Here is a 15,967-nt window from a genome sequence, read left to right on the forward strand (position 1 = left end):
CGCACCGACCGGGGGAGCCGACGGGAGAACCATGCCCCGCGTCTGCTTCACCCTCCAGGTAGACCCCGACCGACTGGACGAGTACCGCGCCCGCCATGCACGGGTCTGGCCGGAGATGCTCGCCGCCCTGGCCGAGAGCGGTTGGCACGACTACTCGCTCTTCCTCCGCGACGACGGCCTGCTCGTGGGCTACCTGGTCACCGACGACTTCGCGGCGGCCCAGGCCGCCATGCAGACCAGTGACGTCAACACCCGCTGGCAGGCGGAGATGGCGCCCTACTTCGTCGGCCTCGACCACGGCGCCGCCGACCGGGCCATCCGGCCGCTGGACGAGGTCTTCAACCTTGAGGCGCAGCTCAGCGCAGAGCGTGAGACGCGGCTCGCCGCACAGACGGGAGAAACCCCATGACGCAGTTCGACGCGCAGACCCTTGAGCGGGTCCGGTCAGCCCTGCGCGCGCAGCGCATCGAGACCCCGTCCTGGGCGTACGCCAACTCCGGCACCCGGTTCAAGGTGTTCCCCCAGGAGGGCGTGCCGCGCGACTCGTACGAGAAGATCGCCGACGCGGCGGTGGTGCACCGGCTCACCGGCGTCGCGCCGACGGTCGCCCTGCACATTCCGTGGGACCGCGTCGACGACTACGCCGACCTGGCCGCGTACGCGACCGACCAGGGAGTCAGCCTGGGCGCGATCAACGCCAACGTCTTCCAGGACAACGACTACAAGCTGGGCAGCGTCACCAACCCGGATCCGGGTGTACGACGCAAGGCGATCGACCACCTGCTCGAGTGCGTGGACATCATGGACCGCACCGGCTCCCGGGACCTGAAGCTCTGGTTCTCCGACGGGACGAACTATCCCGGCCAGGACGACCTTCGCGCCCGGCAGGACCGGCTGGCGACGGCGCTGCGGGAGACCTACGACCGGCTCGGTGACGGCCAACGGCTGCTGCTGGAGTACAAGCTGTTCGAGCCGGCCTTCTACGCCACGGACGTGCCGGACTGGGGCACCGCGTACGCGCACTGCCTGGAGTTGGGCCCGAAGGCGCAGGTGGTCATCGACACCGGGCACCACGCGCCGGGCACGAACATCGAGTTCATCGTGGCGTTCCTGCTGCGCGTCGGGAAGCTCGGCGCCTTCGACTTCAACTCCCGCTTCTACGCCGACGACGACCTGATGGTCGGCTCCGCGGACCCGTTCCAGCTGTTCCGGATCATGCATGAGATCGTCCGGGGCGACGCGTTGGCGCCGGAGGCCGGCATCGCCTTCATGCTCGACCAGTGCCACAACATCGAGCCGAAGATCCCGGCCATCATCCGTTCGGTGCTCAACGTGCAGGAGGCGACGGCGAAGGCGCTGCTCGTCGACCCGGACGCGCTGGCCGCCGCGCAGCGGACCGGCGACGTGCTCGCCGCCAACGCGGTGCTGATGGACGCGTACAACACCGACGTCCGGCCGCTGCTCGCCGAGCTGCGTACGGACCTGGGCCTGGACCCGGACCCGATGGCCGCGTACGCCCGCTCCGGCTACTTCGACAAGATCCGCGCCGAACGTGCCGACGGCCAGCAGGCCGGCTGGGGCGCCTGACCACCACCGAAGAACGCAGACTGGGGACGTGAGGACGATGCAACCCGAGGTTCAGGCGCTGATCGCGCGCAGCAACCGGCTCGGCGCCGACCCGACCACCACGAACTACGCCGGGGGCAACACCTCCGCCAAGGGCGCGGACACCGATCCGGTCACCGGTGGGCCCGTCGAACTGCTGTGGGTCAAGGGTTCGGGCGGCGATCTCGGCACCCTGACCCGGTCCGGTCTGGCCGCGCTGCGGCTGGACCGGCTCCGCGCTCTCGTCGACGTGTACCCCGGGATCGAGCGCGAGGACGAGATGGTCGGCGCGTTCGACTACTGCCTGCACGGCCGCGGCGGCGCCGCACCGTCCATCGACACGGCGATGCACGGCCTGGTCGACGCGGCGCACGTCGACCACCTGCACCCCGACGCGGGCATCGCGATCGCCGCCGCCGCCGACGGGCCCGAACTGACCAAGGAGATCTTCGGCGAGCGGGTGCTGTGGGTCCCCTGGCGGCGGCCCGGCTTCCAGCTCGGTCTGGACATCGCCGCCGTGGCGCGGGCCAACCCGCAGGCGATCGGCGTGATCCTCGGTGGGCACGGCATCACCGCGTGGGGCGCGACGAGCGACGAGTGCGAGCGCAACTCGTTGGAGATCATCCGCAGTGCGCAGGCCTTCCTCGACGAGCGGGGTCGGGCCGAGCCGCTCGGCCCGGTCATCGACGGCTACGAGCCGCTGCCGGCCGACGACCGTCGACGTCGGGCGGCGGCGCTGTTCCCGGTGCTGCGGGGCCTCGCGTCCACCGACCGGCCGCAGGTCGGCCACTTCACCGACAGCGACGTGGTGCTCGACTTCGTCGCCCGGGAGAAGCACCCCGCGCTCGCGGCCCTCGGCACCTCGTGCCCGGACCACTTCCTGCGTACCAAGGTCCGCCCGATGGTGCTCGACCTGCCACCCACCGCCCCGATCGAGGCCGTGATCGCCCGCCTCAAGGAACTGCACGCCTCCTACCGCGACGACTACCGCGCCTACTACGAGCGGCACTTCGGCCCGGACAGCCCTCCGATGCGCGGCGCCGACCCGGCCGTCGTCCTGGTGCCGGGTGTGGGCATGTTCAGCTTCGGGGCCAACAAGCAGACCGCCCGTGTCGCCGGGGAGTTCTACGTCAACGCCATCAACGTGATGCGCGGCGCGGAGTCCGTCTCGCGGTACGCGCCGATCAACGAGGCCGAGAAGTTCCGGATCGAGTACTGGGCCCTGGAGGAGGCGAAGCTCCAGCGCATGCCGAAGCCGAAGGCTCTCGCCACTCGGATCGCGTTCGTCACCGGCGGTGGCTCCGGCATCGGCCGGGCGATCGCCCACCGGCTCGCCGTGGAGGGCGCCTGCGTCGTCGTCGCCGACCGTGACGCGGAGGCGGCCGCCGCCGTCGCCGCGGAGATCGGCACCACCGACGTGGCGGTCGCCGTCGCCGCCGACGTCAGTGACGGCGACGCGGTCGCCGGCGCCCTGCGCGACGCGGTGCTCGCCTTCGGCGGGGTGGACCTGGTGGTGAACAACGCCGGGCTGTCGCTGTCCAAGTCGCTGCTGGAGACGACCGAGGCGGACTGGGACATCCAGCACGACGTGATGGCCAAGGGCTCCTTCCTCGTCTCCCGCGAGGCCGCGCGGGTGCTGCTGGCACAGGGGATGGGCGGGGACATCGTCTACATCTCCAGCAAGAACTCCCTGTTCGCCGGCCCGAACAACGTGGCCTACGGCGCGGCCAAGGCCGACCAGGCGCACCAGGTCCGGCTGCTCGCCGCGGAGCTGGGCGGCCACGGCATCCGGGTCAACGGCGTCAACCCGGACGGCGTGGTCCGCGGTTCCGGCATCTTCGCCGGCGGCTGGGGCGCCAAGCGGGCCGCCGTCTACGGCGTGCCGGAGGAGAAGCTCGGCGAGTTCTACGCCCAGCGCACGCTGCTCAAGCGTGAGGTGCTGCCCGAGCACGTCGCCAACGCCGTCTTCGTGCTCACCGGCGGAGACCTGTCCCACACGACGGGTCTGCACGTGCCCGTGGACGCCGGCGTCGCCGCGGCCTTTCTCCGGTGATCCGCGGCGGTGCCGGGTGAGGACGACGATTCCCGTGGAGAATCCCGTGCTCGACGAGGCGGACCTGCGGCTGCTGCGGCTGCTCGCCACGGGCCTGCCGCTCGAGACGGTGGCCCGCCGGTCGGGCCTGTCCGAGCGGACCGTGCGGCGGCGGATCCGCGCCATCTGCGACCGCCTCGGCGTGACCGCCCCGATCCAGGCGGTCGTGTGGGCAGTCCGGCGGGGGATGCTGTGAGCCGCGTCCAGCTCGCCGCCGTGGACCTGGGCGCGTCCAGCGGCCGGGTCATGCTCGGACAGGTCGGACCGGGCCGCCTGGACCTGACCGAGGTGCACCGGTTCGCCAACGAACCCGTGCGCGTCGGGAACACCCTGCACTGGGACATCCTCGCCCTCTGGCGGGGCGTCCTCGACGGCCTGCGGGCCGCCGGGCCGGTGACCAGCATCGGCGTCGACTCATGGGCGGTCGACTACGGGCTGGTCGACGCCTCCGGGACGCTGCTCGGCAACCCGGTGCACTACCGGGACGGCCGCACCGACGGGGTCGCCGAGCGGGTCGCCAAACAGCTGGGCGAGGAGCGGCTCTACACGACCACGGGCCTGCAGCAGCTGCCGTTCAACACGCTCTACCAGCTCGCCGCGGCCGCCGGCACGCCGCAGCTGGACGTCGCCCACCGGCTGCTGCTGATCCCGGACCTCATCGCGTACTGGCTCACCGGCCAGCTCGGCGCCGAGCTCACCAACGCCTCCACGACCCAGCTGTACGACCTACGGCGGCGGGCCTGGGCCACCGGCCTGATGGCCGACGCGGGCATCCGCAGCGAGCTGTTCCCGCCGCTGCGCGAGCCGGGCACCCGGATCGGCCCGGTCCGGCCCGACCTGGCCCTGCCGGGCTCACCGCAGGTGGTGGCCGTCGGCTCGCACGACACGGCATCGGCGGTGGTGGGCGTGCCGGCGGCGGGGCACCACTTCGCCTACATCTCGTGCGGAACCTGGTCTCTCGTGGGCGTCGAACTCGACGCCCCGGTACTCAGCGAGGCGAGCCGCCGGGCCAACTTCACCAACGAGTCTGGCGTCGACGGCACGTTCCGATACCTGCGCAACGTGATGGGCCTGTGGCTGCTGCAGGAAGCGCTGCGCGCCTGGGGCGGCGGTGACCTGACCGACCTGCTGCGCCGGGCGGCCCGTGAACCGGCCTTCCGCTCCGTCGTGGACCCGGACGACCCGGCGTTCCTGCCGCCCGGCGACATGCCCACGCGTATCGCCGACGCCTGCCGGCGCGCCGGCGAGCCGGTGCCCGCAGGCCCAGCGGCTACCGTCCGCTGCATCATGGACAGCCTCGCGCTGGCGCACCGGCGGGCCGTCCGACAGGCCCAGCAGCTCTCCGGCCGGCACGTCGACGCCGTGCACATCGTCGGCGGCGGCGCCCGCAACGAACTGCTGTGCCAGCTCACCGCCGACGCCTGCGGACTGCCGGTGCTCGCCGGTCCCGTCGAGGCCACCGCGCTGGGCAACATCCTGGTACAGGCCCGCGCCGCCGGTGTGATCAACGGTGACCTGGCTGCCCTGCGGACCGTTCTGCGCGAAACTGAGCAGATCGTGAGGTACGAGCCGTGCGGTGACGAGGTGGCCTGGCGGGCCGCCGAGGACCGGATGGGTGGTTGAAGATGCGCGTCGCGCTGTTCGTCACCTGCCTTGCCGACACGCTCTTTCCCGAGGCGGCGAAGGCGATCGTACGGCTGTTGGAGCGCCTCGGCCACGAGGTGGTGTTCCCCGCCGACCAGACCTGCTGCGGGCAGATGCACGTGAACACCGGCTACCCGGACGAGGCGGTGCGGCTGGTACGCCGGCACGTGCGCGTCTTCGCCCCGTACGACGTGGTGGCCCCGTCCGGCTCATGCGTCGGGTCGGTGCGGCACCAGCGTGGTGCAGGATCTTCCATACGGTGCTGGCCGCGATCTGGTAGCCCAGACGAGCCAGCTCGCCCTGCACGCGGCGGTGGCCCAAGGTCGGATTCTCAGCTGCCGGGCGCAGCACCAACTCACGAAGACCCTTACCGACCGGTGGCCGGCCGGGTCGCGTGTTCGGATAGGTCCAATGTCGGGCGATCAACTGCCGGTGCCAGCGCAGCAGGGTCGCGGGGGTGACGAAGAACGCCGTCCAGCGTTGCCGGGGCAGCAGCCGCGACAGCGCCGCCAACACCACCTGGTCAGCGGGCTGCAGGTCGGGGCGGTGCACCTGCCGGCGCAGCACGGCCACCTGATGCCGTAGCACCAGCAGCTCGACGTCCTTTGCGCCACCGTCCCGGCGAGCTGTGTCAACATCGGCAGAATCTGACGCAGGAGCAGGTACACCAGCGACGCACTCATGGTCCGGACTTTCGTCGACGTCGTTTGGTGGACCTCGTACAAAACCGCACGTCACAGCCTACGGACCAGATTTACGAGCCCCACACGTCGAGGTTGAACACAGGCTCGTCCTCGAACGGGGCACTGGATCATGAAGTTGGAAAAGGCTCAATGCTTAACCGAGTATTCGAGCCCTTCACGCCTGGCGACTCGGCGCGTGTGACCGGATCCGGCCACTCGCCACGTCTTCACCGGCATGATCCCGGCACGTAACATGCATGAAACGATTCAGGCCGATGCAAGAGGTCACCGGAGGAGGCGCCGCGCCACGGGGTAGCCATCCGTACCACCTGCCCACAGCGATCGCGGTTGTCACGGCCGCCCATCGGGTGAACGGCGGGCTCGCCGACTGGGCCGCCGTCGACTTGCGTACCAGCGGACTTCTCACGGAATGGCCGGCTACTACACCATGGCCGACAAGCTGGCCGGGCTCGCGGAGGCGTTGGGCAAGCATGAGGATGCGGCCGAGTTGCGAGAGTTCGCTGATGCCAGCAGGGATGCGTTGAACGCACGGTTCTTCAACCCGACCCTGCACCGCTACACCAACGGTGGGGGCAGCCGAGCAACGCCCACCCACTGACCGGCTCCTAACAGGACCCAAGAATGAATCCATTCAACTCAGTTCAACCACAATCCGAGCCGGTGGGAGATCGACCCTGCAGCTCCGTGCGGCGAACTTCCAGCCGTCTCAAGGGAGAGAAAACATGCGATCGAACAGCAAGTCGACTCGACCAACGGTCGAGCGGCCACCCTCGACAGGTATTCGCTTCGGGCGTCTGTGCACCGCGGGAACCGTTGCCGCGGCCATGGCGTTCACGACGCTCGCCGCTCTGCCGGCACACGCAGCCGACGCTCTGCCGGCACACGCAGCCGAGGAGCCAGAATGGCAAGGCGAGGTCCTCGGTACCGGGGAGACCGATCTCCGACCCGAAGTCGTCGCCGGCGCGTTCGGAGATGTGGCCAACGCTGAGGCGCTCACCGCCGGAGGAAGCGGCTCCGCGACCCTGACCTGGGATGGCACCGGCGTCGCCCCGTACGTCATCCTCGACTACGGGCCGGTCGTCGGCGGGTTGCCGTACTTCACGGTCGAATCGACGTCGGGCGACGTCGGCGTTCGCACCGCGTACAGCGAGAGCCTCAAATACGTGATTCGCAAGAACGAATCACAGTTGGTGAAGGCCGCCTCCGCAGGAGCGGAGACGGTCTACGTGACCAACACCACCCAGATGACCGTCGGCCAGTCGCTCCTGATCGGCACTGGCGAGAACCAAGAGTCTGCGACGGTTCTCGCCGTCGGACAGGCCGCCGTCACGACGACGGCATTCGCGCCGATCGCTGCAGGTGCGACCAACGTCGAGGTGACCACAACGGCCAACCTCCCGGTGGGGGCCGAGCTGCTCATCGGCACCGGCGCTGCCCAGCAGTCGGTCACCATCACGGCAGTGGGCCGGACTTCGAGCCAGACCACGCTGGTCGCGGATGCCTCGGCTGGCGCGACCAACATCAAGGTTGCATCGGTTGTCGGCCGTCAGGTCGGCGACGTCCTGGATGTGGGCGGAGAGAACGTGACGGTCACCAGTGTGGGGACCGCCGGTGCCGCAGGCACCGGGCTCGGGGTGACCGCGCTGACCGCGAACCACGTCGCCACGTCACCGGTCATCTTCCACGGCTCGGGCCTCTCGTTCACCCCTGCCGTCACTGCGGCGTTCGACGCCGGCACCACGCTCCGGAACCCGCGGACCGGCGTCACGGTCAGCCCGCTCACCAAAGACCACGCCACGGACAGCGCGGTGACCAGTTCGCCCGGGAACGTCGTCGGCGACAACGCCGGCTATCTCGGCGCCGGAGTGGGGTCGCCGCGCAACCGCGTCACGCAGGTGTCGGGTGCAGGGACCTACACGACACCGGCGAACGCGCTTCAGGGCGGCATCCGCTTCCACGCCGTGACGCTGACGACGCCCGGCACGGTGTCGATCTCTGACGTCGGCGTGGTCTCGAAGTTCCCGAATTACGGACCGGACGACTACAAGGGATGGTTCCTCTCCAGCGACGAGGTCCTGAACGACATCTGGTACACGGGCGCGTACACGGTCGACACCAACATGGTGCCGGCGGGCGCGCAGAACAACAGCACCCTCCCCGTGATCCTTGATGGCGCGAAGCGGGACCGGCGCATCTGGGCCGGCGACCTTTTCAACGCAGGGCGGTCGACCTACACGGCATTCGGGTACGGTCCTCAGGGATCGGAGTACATCAGCAACTCGATCGGGGTCCTCGGATCGCGCCAGGCGGCGAACGGATCGGTGCCGGGTGAGTCGGCCAACTGGACCTCGGTCCCGGCGGTCGCACAGTTCTACTCGACGGCCTACTCGATCTACTTCCCGGTCGGACTCGTCGACAACTACCGCTACACGGGAGATCTCGACTTCGCGATCTCCCAGTACGGCAGGCTCAGGGCGCAGATGGATTACAACCTGAGCCTGACGAACGCGGATGGTCTCATCGTCACAACCTCGGGCAGCGACGGTCGCGATTGGGACTTCTACGACGGCGGTCGTGCGGGAACGGTGACCGCGACGAACGTGCTGTACTACCGCGCGCTCTCGGAGGCGGCATGGCTTGCCGGTCACATGATCGAGGACGTTCCGACGAACGCCGAAGCAGCCACTTGGGCAGCTGACAAGGCCGCCTGGGAAGCGCGTGCGAATCAGGTGAAGGCCTCGATCAATGCGACCCTCTTCGATGCCGAACGCGGCGTTTACAGGATGTCCAACGTCAATACGGGTAACAGGTCGGGGAACGCAGTGCCGCAGGACGCGAACTCTATGGCCGTGCTCTGGGGCGTCGCGCCCGAGGAGAAGGTCTCGGGCATCCTCGACTACCTCAAGAACAACCTGTGGGGTGAGCAGGGTCCGCAACCGTTCTCACCGGATGCGAACAACTCGACCTTAATCAGCACCCACATCTCCGGGTTCGAGCTCGCCGCGCGCTACGAGGCCGGGAACACTGAGGACGCCCTGGCGCTGACCAAGACGCTCTGGGCGCGGATGGCGAATCCGAGCGACCCGTTCTACACCGGCGCCTTCTGGGAGAACCACCAGCAGAACGGCGACCTGACCGATGCGAACAAGAGCCTCGCGCACAGCTGGGCGAGCGGCCCGACCTGGAACATGTCGGCGTACCTTCTCGGCGTGAAGCCGGTCGAGCCCGGGTTCGCGACTTGGACGGTCAAGCCGCATCTCTCGGACCTCGAGTGGAGCGAAGGCCAGGTGCCCACGCCGAGTGGCGACATCAAGGTCAAGTGGTCTCAGGACGACGACGAAGTAGTCGAGCTCGACGTCACCGTTCCCGACGGGACGAGCGGAGAGATCTGGGTGCCGTTGGCGGCCGAGAACAGCGTCAGCGTGGGTTCCGAAGGCGCGACCTTCAAGGGCCGTGAGGGCGGATATGACGTCTACGAGGTCGCGCACGGCGGAGACTACTCGTTCACGTCGGCGGTCACGATCAAGGCCGACACGCCCGTGATCGAGGGTGACCTCAAGGTCGGAGGCACCTTGACCGTGACAGGTGACTGGTCGCCGAACAGCACCCAGCTCACCTACGACTGGTACCGGATCGGCGCGCCGACTCCGATCCAGTCGGGTACGTCGGACAGCTACGTGCTCACCGACCGGGACAAGAACCGCCGGATCTACGTCGAAGTCACCGGTTCCTTCGGGACCCGTCCGCCGCTGACGGTCCAGACCGACACGACGGGCAAGGTGGCCAAGGAGTAGGAACATCCTCGTCCATGTAAGAGGTGGGCCCGTCCTCGGGGAGGGACCCACCTCTTGCATCTCCTCAGCCACCGAGGTCATCACATGCTTGATTGCCGCGGCCGACGCGACATGCCCGCGCACATCGCCGACGCCTGCCGCCGCACCGCAGAGCCGGTGCCGGCCACCCCGGAGGCCACCGTGCGGTGCATCCTCGACAGCCTCGCGCTGGCGCACCGGCGCGCCGTCAACCAGGCGCAACTGCTCGCCGGTCGGCACGTCGACGCCGTGCACGTCGTCGGCGGCGGCGCGCGCAACGACCTGCTGTGCCAGCTCACCGCCGATGCCTGCGGACTGCCCGTGCTCGCGGGGCCCGTCGAGGCCACCGCGCTGGGTAACGTTCTGGTGCAGGCCCGCGCCCTCGGCGTGGTCGGCGGCGACCTGGCGGCGTTGCGGGCCGTGCTTCGCGACACCCAACAGATCGTCCGGTACGAGCCACGCGCCACCCAGGCGGCCTGGCGGGCCGCTGCCCGGCGCCTCGGATGGGAGGACTGAGTATGCGAATAGCCCTGTTCGTCACCTGTCTGGCCGACACCCTGTTCCCCGAGGCGGCCAAGGCGACGGTGCGGCTGCTGGAACGGCTCGGTCACGAGGTCGTCTTTCCGCAGGATCAGACCTGCTGCGGGCAGATGCACATCAACACCGGCTATCCGGATGACGCGCTGCGCCTGGTTCGCCGGCACGTACGGACCTTCGCGCCGTACGACGTGGTGGTGGCCCCGTCCGGCTCGTGCGTAGGTTCCGTGCGGCACCAGCACGCCATGGTGGCCCGGGGGGCCGGCGACGAGCGCCTGGCCAGCCGCGCCGAGGAGGTCGCCCGACGCACGTACGAGCTGTCGGAGCTGCTCGTCGACGTGCTCGGGGTGACCGACGTGGGCGCCTTCTATCCGCACCGCGTGACGTACCACCCGACCTGCCACTCACTGCGGATGATCCGGGTGGGGGACAGGCCGCTGCGGCTGCTGCGCCAGGTGCGCGGCCTGGACCTGGTGGAGCTGCCGCAGGCCGAGCAGTGCTGCGGCTTCGGCGGCACGTTCGCCGTGAAGAACGCGGACACGTCGACGGCGATGCTGGCCGACAAGATGCGCCACGTGCTGTCCACCCGGGCCGACGTCTGCACCGCCGGGGACGCCTCCTGCCTGATGCACATCGGCGGTGGACTGTCCCGGCTCCGGGCCGGCGTACGGACCGTGCACCTCGCGGAGATCCTGGCCAGCACCGAGCCCGCCGGCAACGCGGCCGAGCAGGCGCAGCGGGACGGGGTGACGGCGTGAGCGAGATCTTCCTCGGCATGCCGGCCACCGCGCCGCGCGGCGTCGGGCATCTGCGCGGAGACGAGCCCTTCCCCGTCGCGGCCCGGCGCAGCCTCGCCGACGCCCAACTGCGCCGCAACCTCGGCCACGCCACCGCCACGATCCGCGCGAAGTCGGCGGCGGTGATCGACGAGGTCCCCGACTGGCAGGAGCTGCGCGAGGCCGGCCGGGCCATCAAGACCGACGTGATGGCCCGCCTGCCCGAGCTGCTCGAACAACTGGAGGCGGCGGTCACCGCCGCCGGTGGCACCGTGCACTGGGCCGCCGACGCCGTCGAGGCCAACCGGATCGTCACCGACCTGGTCCGGGCCACCGGCAGCGACCGGGTCATGAAGGTCAAGTCGATGGCCACCCAGGAGATCGGCCTCAACGAGGCGCTGGAGGCCGCCGGCATCGAACCGGTGGAGACCGACCTCGCCGAGCTGATCGTCCAGCTCGGGCGGGACAAGCCCAGCCACATTCTGGTACCGGCGATCCACCGCAACCGGGCGGAGATCCGGGAGATCTTCCTGCGCGAGATGCCCGGCGTCGACCCGGCGCTGACCGACGAGCCGGCGATCCTGGCGGCGGCCGCCCGGCGTCACCTGCGCCGCACGTTCCTCAGCACCCGGGTCGCCGTCTCCGGTGCGAACTTCGCGGTAGCCGAGACCGGCACCCTCGCGGTGGTCGAATCGGAGGGCAACGGCCGGATGTGCCTCACCCTGCCGGACACCCTGATCACGGTGATGGGCATCGAGAAGGTCATCCCCACCTGGGCGGACCTTGAAGTGTTCCTGCAACTGCTGCCCCGGGCCTCCACCGGGGAGCGGATGAACCCGTACACCTCCATGTGGACCGGTGTCACGCCCGGCGACGGGCCGCAGGCGTTCCACCTCGTGCTGCTGGACAACGGCCGCAGCGCGGTCCTCGCCGACGAGGTCGGCCGTCAGGCGCTGCACTGCATCCGCTGCTCCGCCTGCCTGAACGTCTGTCCCGTCTACGAGCGCACCGGCGGGCACGCGTACGGTTCGGTCTATCCCGGGCCGATCGGCGCCGTGCTCTCACCGCAGCTGACCGGCGTGGAGGACAACGCCTCCCTGCCCTTCGCCTCCTCGCTCTGCGGCGCGTGCTTCGACGCCTGCCCCGTGATGATCGACATCCCGTCGATCCTGGTGCACCTTCGTGCCCAGCACACGGCGGCCTACCGGAGCGAGCACCGCCTGCCGAGCGCCGAGGCGGTCACCATGGCCGCGGCCGCGTACACCATGGACCACCTGCCGTTGTACGAGGCTGCCCAGCGCGCCGCGCGGGTCAGCCGCTTCGCCGGCCGGCGAGGTGGCGGCCTTCCCCCGCCGCTGTCCGGCTGGACCATCGGCCGGGACCTACCGCAGCCGCCGCCGCAGACCTTCCGGGAATGGTGGGCCCAACGATGACCTCCCGCGAGTTGATCCTCGGCCGCCTCCGCGCCACTCTCGGCCCTTCCCCGACCACCCCTGCCGAGGTGGCGCGGGACTACCGGCCGGCCGGCGGCGCGGTCGACCTCGACGTCCTGGTGCACCGGCTCACCGACTACCGGGCCACCGTGCACCGGTGTTCCGACGACGAGGTGGCTCAGGTCGTCGACGCGGTCCTCGGCGGCCGACGTGTCGTGGTTCCGCCGGGGCTGCCCCGGCACTGGCTGCCCGACACCGTCGAGGTGCTGACCGACGACGATCTTCCGAGGGACCAGGTCGACGCGGCCGACGGGGTGGTCACCGCGGCGGCGGTGGCCGTCGCCGAGACCGGGACCGTCATCCTCGACGCAGGTCCGGCCCAGGGGAGGCGGGTCATCACGCTCCTGCCCGACGTGCACATCTGCGTGCTCCGTACCGATCAGGTCGTCGCCGGGGTGCCGGACGCCCTCGCGCGTCTGGACCCGGACCGCCCGCTCACCTGGGTCAGCGGCCCGTCCGCCACCAGCGACATCGAACTCAACCGGGTCGAGGGCGTCCACGGCCCCCGGCGCCTGCACGTGGTCATCGTTCCCGGCTGACCAGTCACCGTGGGTGGCGGATCCGGCACCGCCGTCCCGTTACGGACCGACTGTCGGGTGTACTGACCGTGACGGGTGCCGCACTGCTCACAACGGCTCGACGTGATCTAGGTACGGCTTGGCCGATCAGGTAGCGTCGCCTGTCACACCGTCTTCGCACCAACCCTGGCTGCCCGCCCGCACGGGGAGCCGAACCGGAGGGACACAGCCGTGAGGTTTCACAGCGCAGCCCGCAAGGCCGGCCTCGTCGCGGCGATTGCCGCCCTGTCGCTGAGCGCTGGATGCGCCAAGAAGGACGAGGGCCAGGTCCAGGCGAACGGGGTCAAGCTCGTCCAGGCCGGCAAGCTGACCGTCTGCACCCACCTGCCGTACCCGCCGTTCCAGTCGAAGGACGCCAGCAGCAAGGTCGTCGGGTTCGACGTCGACCTGATGGACCTGGTCGCCAAGGAACTGGGCGTCGAGCAGACGATCGTCGACACCCCGTTCGAGGGGATCAAGTCCGGCCAGGACCTCAACACGGGCAAGTGCGACGCTGCCGCCGCCGGCATGACGATCACCGAGGAACGGCAGAAGGTCATGAACTTCTCCGATCCCTACTTCGACGCCACGCAGGCGATGCTGGTCAAGACCGGCAAGCCCTACAAGTCGCTCGACGACCTCAGGGGTAAGAAGCTCGGCGTCCAGGCGGCGACCACCGGCCGTGACTACGCCCGCAAGTTCGAGAAGGAGAAGGGCCTCCAACTCGTCGAGTTCGAGGACCTCGCCGCCCTGCAGCAGGCCGTCTCCAACGGTCAGGTCGAGGCCGCCATCAACGACCTGCCGGTCTGGACCGAGTACCTCAAGGAGAACCCGGGCGGCTTCGCGGTCGCGGCCGAGTTCGACACCGGCGAGCAGTACGGGTTCTCGGTGAAGAAGGACGAGAACCCGGAACTGCTCAAGAAGATCAACGAGGCGCTGAGCAAGGCCAAGCAGGACGGCACGTACGACACGATCTACGAGAAGTGGATCGGCAAGCGGCCGAGCGCGTGATCGAAGCTGATGGCAGGAGGGCGCGCGACTCGCGCGCCCTCCGTGTAGGCACCCCCCGGGAACGCAAGGAGCGAACGTGAAGCTGCGACGCCGCCAGCGAGAGCGGCTGTCCCTCTGGCTCCAGTACCTGGCCTTCATCGCCGTCATCGCCGTGGCGATCTACGCCGCGGACTGGGGCAGGCTCAGAGCGGCGTTCTTCCGCGTCGACATCATCGAGTCGATGTTCCCGACGATCATCACCGTCGCGCTGCGCAACACGATCCTCTACACGCTGGGCGCCTTCGCCTTCGGCCTCGTGTTCGGCACGATCCTCGCGTTGATGCGGCTGTCCCGGGTGGCTCCGTACCGGTGGGTGGCGACGGCGTACATCGAGCTGTTCCGGGGTCTGCCCGCCCTGCTGGTGCTCTTCCTCGTCGGGTACGGCATCCCCATCGCCTTCCCCGAGCGGGAGATTCCCGGTGGCGTGTTCGGTTCGATCGCGATCGGTCTCGGGTTGACCGCCGCGGCGTACATGGCCGAGACCATCCGGGCGGGCATCCAGGCGGTGCCGAAGGGACAGATGGAGGCGGCGCGCACCCTCGGCATGTCGCACTTCACCGCGATGCGCACCATCGTCATTCCGCAGGCGTTCCGGATCGTCATCCCGCCGCTGACGAACGAGCTCATCCTGCTGACCAAGGACTCGTCGCTCGCCTACGTGCTCGGCGTGACGGCGCAGACCATCGAGGTCACCAAGTTCGGCCGGGACATGCTGAACGACCGGGTCAACGCCACCCCGCTGCTGGTGGCCGGCCTCGCCTACCTGGCCATCACCCTGCCCCTGTCCCAGGTGGTACGACGCCTCGAACTCCGCTACGCCAAGGCCCGGTGACCCGCATGACGACCACTCAACCCCGGCCCGCCGTCGAGATCCGCGACCTGCACAAGTCGTTCGGGCCGCTCGAAGTGCTCAAGGGCATCGACTTCGAGGTCGGCCACGGCGAGGTGGTCTGCGTCATCGGGCCGTCCGGGTCCGGCAAGTCGACGCTGCTGCGCTGCGTCAACCTGCTGGAGGAGCCGACCGCCGGCAAGATCTGGGTGAACGGTGTCGAGATGACCGACCCGGATGTCGAGATCGACACCGTACGCCGCGGCATCGGCATGGTCTTCCAGTCGTTCAACCTCTTCCCGCACCTGACCGTGCTGGACAACCTCACCATCGCCCAACGCCGGGTCCTGCGCCGCGGCCGTGGCGAGGCCGAGCGGATCGCGCGGGACAACCTCGAGCGGGTCGGCCTGACCGACAAGGCCGCCGCGTTCCCCGCCCAGCTCTCCGGCGGGCAGCAGCAGCGCGCGGCGATCGCCCGGTCGCTGTCGATGGAGCCCAAGCTGATGCTCTTCGACGAGCCGACCTCCGCCCTCGACCCGGAACTGGTCGGCGACGTGCTCACCGTCATGCGCAAGCTGGCCGAGGACGGCATGACGATGTTGGTGGTCACCCACGAGATGGCGTTCGCCCGGGACGTCGCCGACCGGGTCGTGTTCATGGACGGCGGCGTGGTGGTCGAGCAGGGGCCGCCGCGGGAGGTGCTCGGCGCGCCGCAGCACGAACGCACCCGCTCGTTCCTCTCCCGGGTCCTCGATCCGACCCACGTCGCGCAGCTTGGTCAGCCCGACCAGGCCCCGGAGCCCCCGGAGCCGCCACACCTGCCGGCTGACGACCGTCACAACGTGTGACCGCCGTTTGGTCGACGGTC

14 protein-coding genes and 1 pseudogene are annotated in these 15,967 nt (G+C 69.7%); all 15 read left to right on the forward strand.

The window, feature by feature from the left end; translation table 11 throughout:
• The first annotated feature begins 31 nt into the window (after window positions 1-31).
• The 15 genes and pseudogenes from ACWD6N_RS22505 to ACWD6N_RS22575 all read left to right on the forward strand — a co-directional run bounded on the left by ACWD6N_RS22505 (window position 32) and on the right by ACWD6N_RS22575 (window position 15,947).
• Complete coding sequence (locus tag ACWD6N_RS22505; RefSeq protein WP_354967429.1) at window positions 32-409, forward strand: L-rhamnose mutarotase; 378 nt, start codon at window positions 32-34, stop codon at window positions 407-409.
• Entirely contained in the window at window positions 406-1,587 is a 1,182-nt protein-coding gene (gene rhaI, locus ACWD6N_RS22510) for an L-rhamnose isomerase (RefSeq protein WP_450005158.1), read from the forward strand. The genes ACWD6N_RS22505 and rhaI overlap by 4 nt, the downstream gene beginning before the upstream one ends.
• Window positions 1,588-1,624: 37 nt before the next feature.
• A complete protein-coding gene (locus tag ACWD6N_RS22515; protein ID WP_354967478.1) occupies window positions 1,625-3,658 on the forward strand; it encodes a bifunctional aldolase/short-chain dehydrogenase in 2,034 nt (677 codons plus the stop codon).
• Between the two features lie 34 nt (window positions 3,659-3,692).
• Window positions 3,693-3,893: a helix-turn-helix domain-containing protein gene (locus ACWD6N_RS22520; RefSeq protein WP_354967431.1), complete on the forward strand. Its 201-nt coding sequence runs from the start codon at window positions 3,693-3,695 to the stop codon at window positions 3,891-3,893.
• A complete protein-coding gene (locus ACWD6N_RS22525) occupies window positions 3,890-5,320 on the forward strand; it encodes a rhamnulokinase (RefSeq protein ID WP_354967432.1) in 1,431 nt (476 codons plus the stop codon). Before ACWD6N_RS22520 ends, ACWD6N_RS22525 begins: the two co-directional genes overlap by 4 nt.
• A 2-nt stretch (window positions 5,321-5,322) precedes the next feature.
• A pseudogene (locus tag ACWD6N_RS22530) lies at window positions 5,323-5,577 on the forward strand (heterodisulfide reductase-related iron-sulfur binding cluster); the annotation flags it as partial.
• Window positions 5,578-6,454: 877 nt separating this feature from the next.
• Window positions 6,455-6,643 carry a hypothetical protein gene (locus ACWD6N_RS22535; RefSeq protein ID WP_354967433.1) on the forward strand — a complete coding sequence of 63 codons (189 nt, stop codon included), beginning with the start codon at window positions 6,455-6,457 and terminating at the stop codon, window positions 6,641-6,643.
• Between the two features lie 124 nt (window positions 6,644-6,767).
• Window positions 6,768-9,839 carry an alpha-L-rhamnosidase C-terminal domain-containing protein gene (locus ACWD6N_RS22540; RefSeq protein ID WP_387322039.1) on the forward strand — a complete coding sequence of 1,024 codons (3,072 nt, stop codon included), beginning with the start codon at window positions 6,768-6,770 and terminating at the stop codon, window positions 9,837-9,839.
• A gap of 84 nt (window positions 9,840-9,923) precedes the next feature.
• Window positions 9,924-10,373 (forward strand): FGGY-family carbohydrate kinase, encoded by a 450-nt coding sequence (locus ACWD6N_RS22545; RefSeq protein ID WP_354967435.1) that lies wholly within the window; start codon window positions 9,924-9,926, stop codon window positions 10,371-10,373.
• A gap of 2 nt (window positions 10,374-10,375) precedes the next feature.
• Complete coding sequence (locus ACWD6N_RS22550) at window positions 10,376-11,152, forward strand: (Fe-S)-binding protein (RefSeq protein WP_354967436.1); 777 nt, start codon at window positions 10,376-10,378, stop codon at window positions 11,150-11,152.
• 17 nt (window positions 11,153-11,169) lie between these two features.
• On the forward strand, window positions 11,170-12,603 hold the full coding sequence (locus ACWD6N_RS22555; protein ID WP_354967479.1) for a lactate utilization protein B: 1,434 nt from the start codon (window positions 11,170-11,172) through the stop codon (window positions 12,601-12,603).
• Window positions 12,600-13,202, forward strand: a complete 603-nt coding sequence (locus tag ACWD6N_RS22560; protein WP_354967437.1) for a LutC/YkgG family protein — start codon at window positions 12,600-12,602, stop codon at window positions 13,200-13,202. Before ACWD6N_RS22555 ends, ACWD6N_RS22560 begins: the two co-directional genes overlap by 4 nt.
• Window positions 13,203-13,412: 210 nt before the next feature.
• The gene (locus ACWD6N_RS22565; protein ID WP_354967438.1) at window positions 13,413-14,231 is read left to right on the forward strand and encodes a basic amino acid ABC transporter substrate-binding protein; all 819 of its coding nucleotides are present in this window, start codon (window positions 13,413-13,415) and stop codon (window positions 14,229-14,231) included.
• 76 nt (window positions 14,232-14,307) lie between these two features.
• The gene (locus tag ACWD6N_RS22570) at window positions 14,308-15,102 is read left to right on the forward strand and encodes an amino acid ABC transporter permease (RefSeq protein ID WP_074311141.1); all 795 of its coding nucleotides are present in this window, start codon (window positions 14,308-14,310) and stop codon (window positions 15,100-15,102) included.
• A gap of 5 nt (window positions 15,103-15,107) precedes the next feature.
• Window positions 15,108-15,947 carry an amino acid ABC transporter ATP-binding protein gene (locus ACWD6N_RS22575; RefSeq protein ID WP_354967439.1) on the forward strand — a complete coding sequence of 280 codons (840 nt, stop codon included), beginning with the start codon at window positions 15,108-15,110 and terminating at the stop codon, window positions 15,945-15,947.
• Window positions 15,948-15,967: the final 20 nt, after the last annotated feature.

This window comes from Micromonospora sp. NPDC005163 (genome assembly GCF_053599835.1).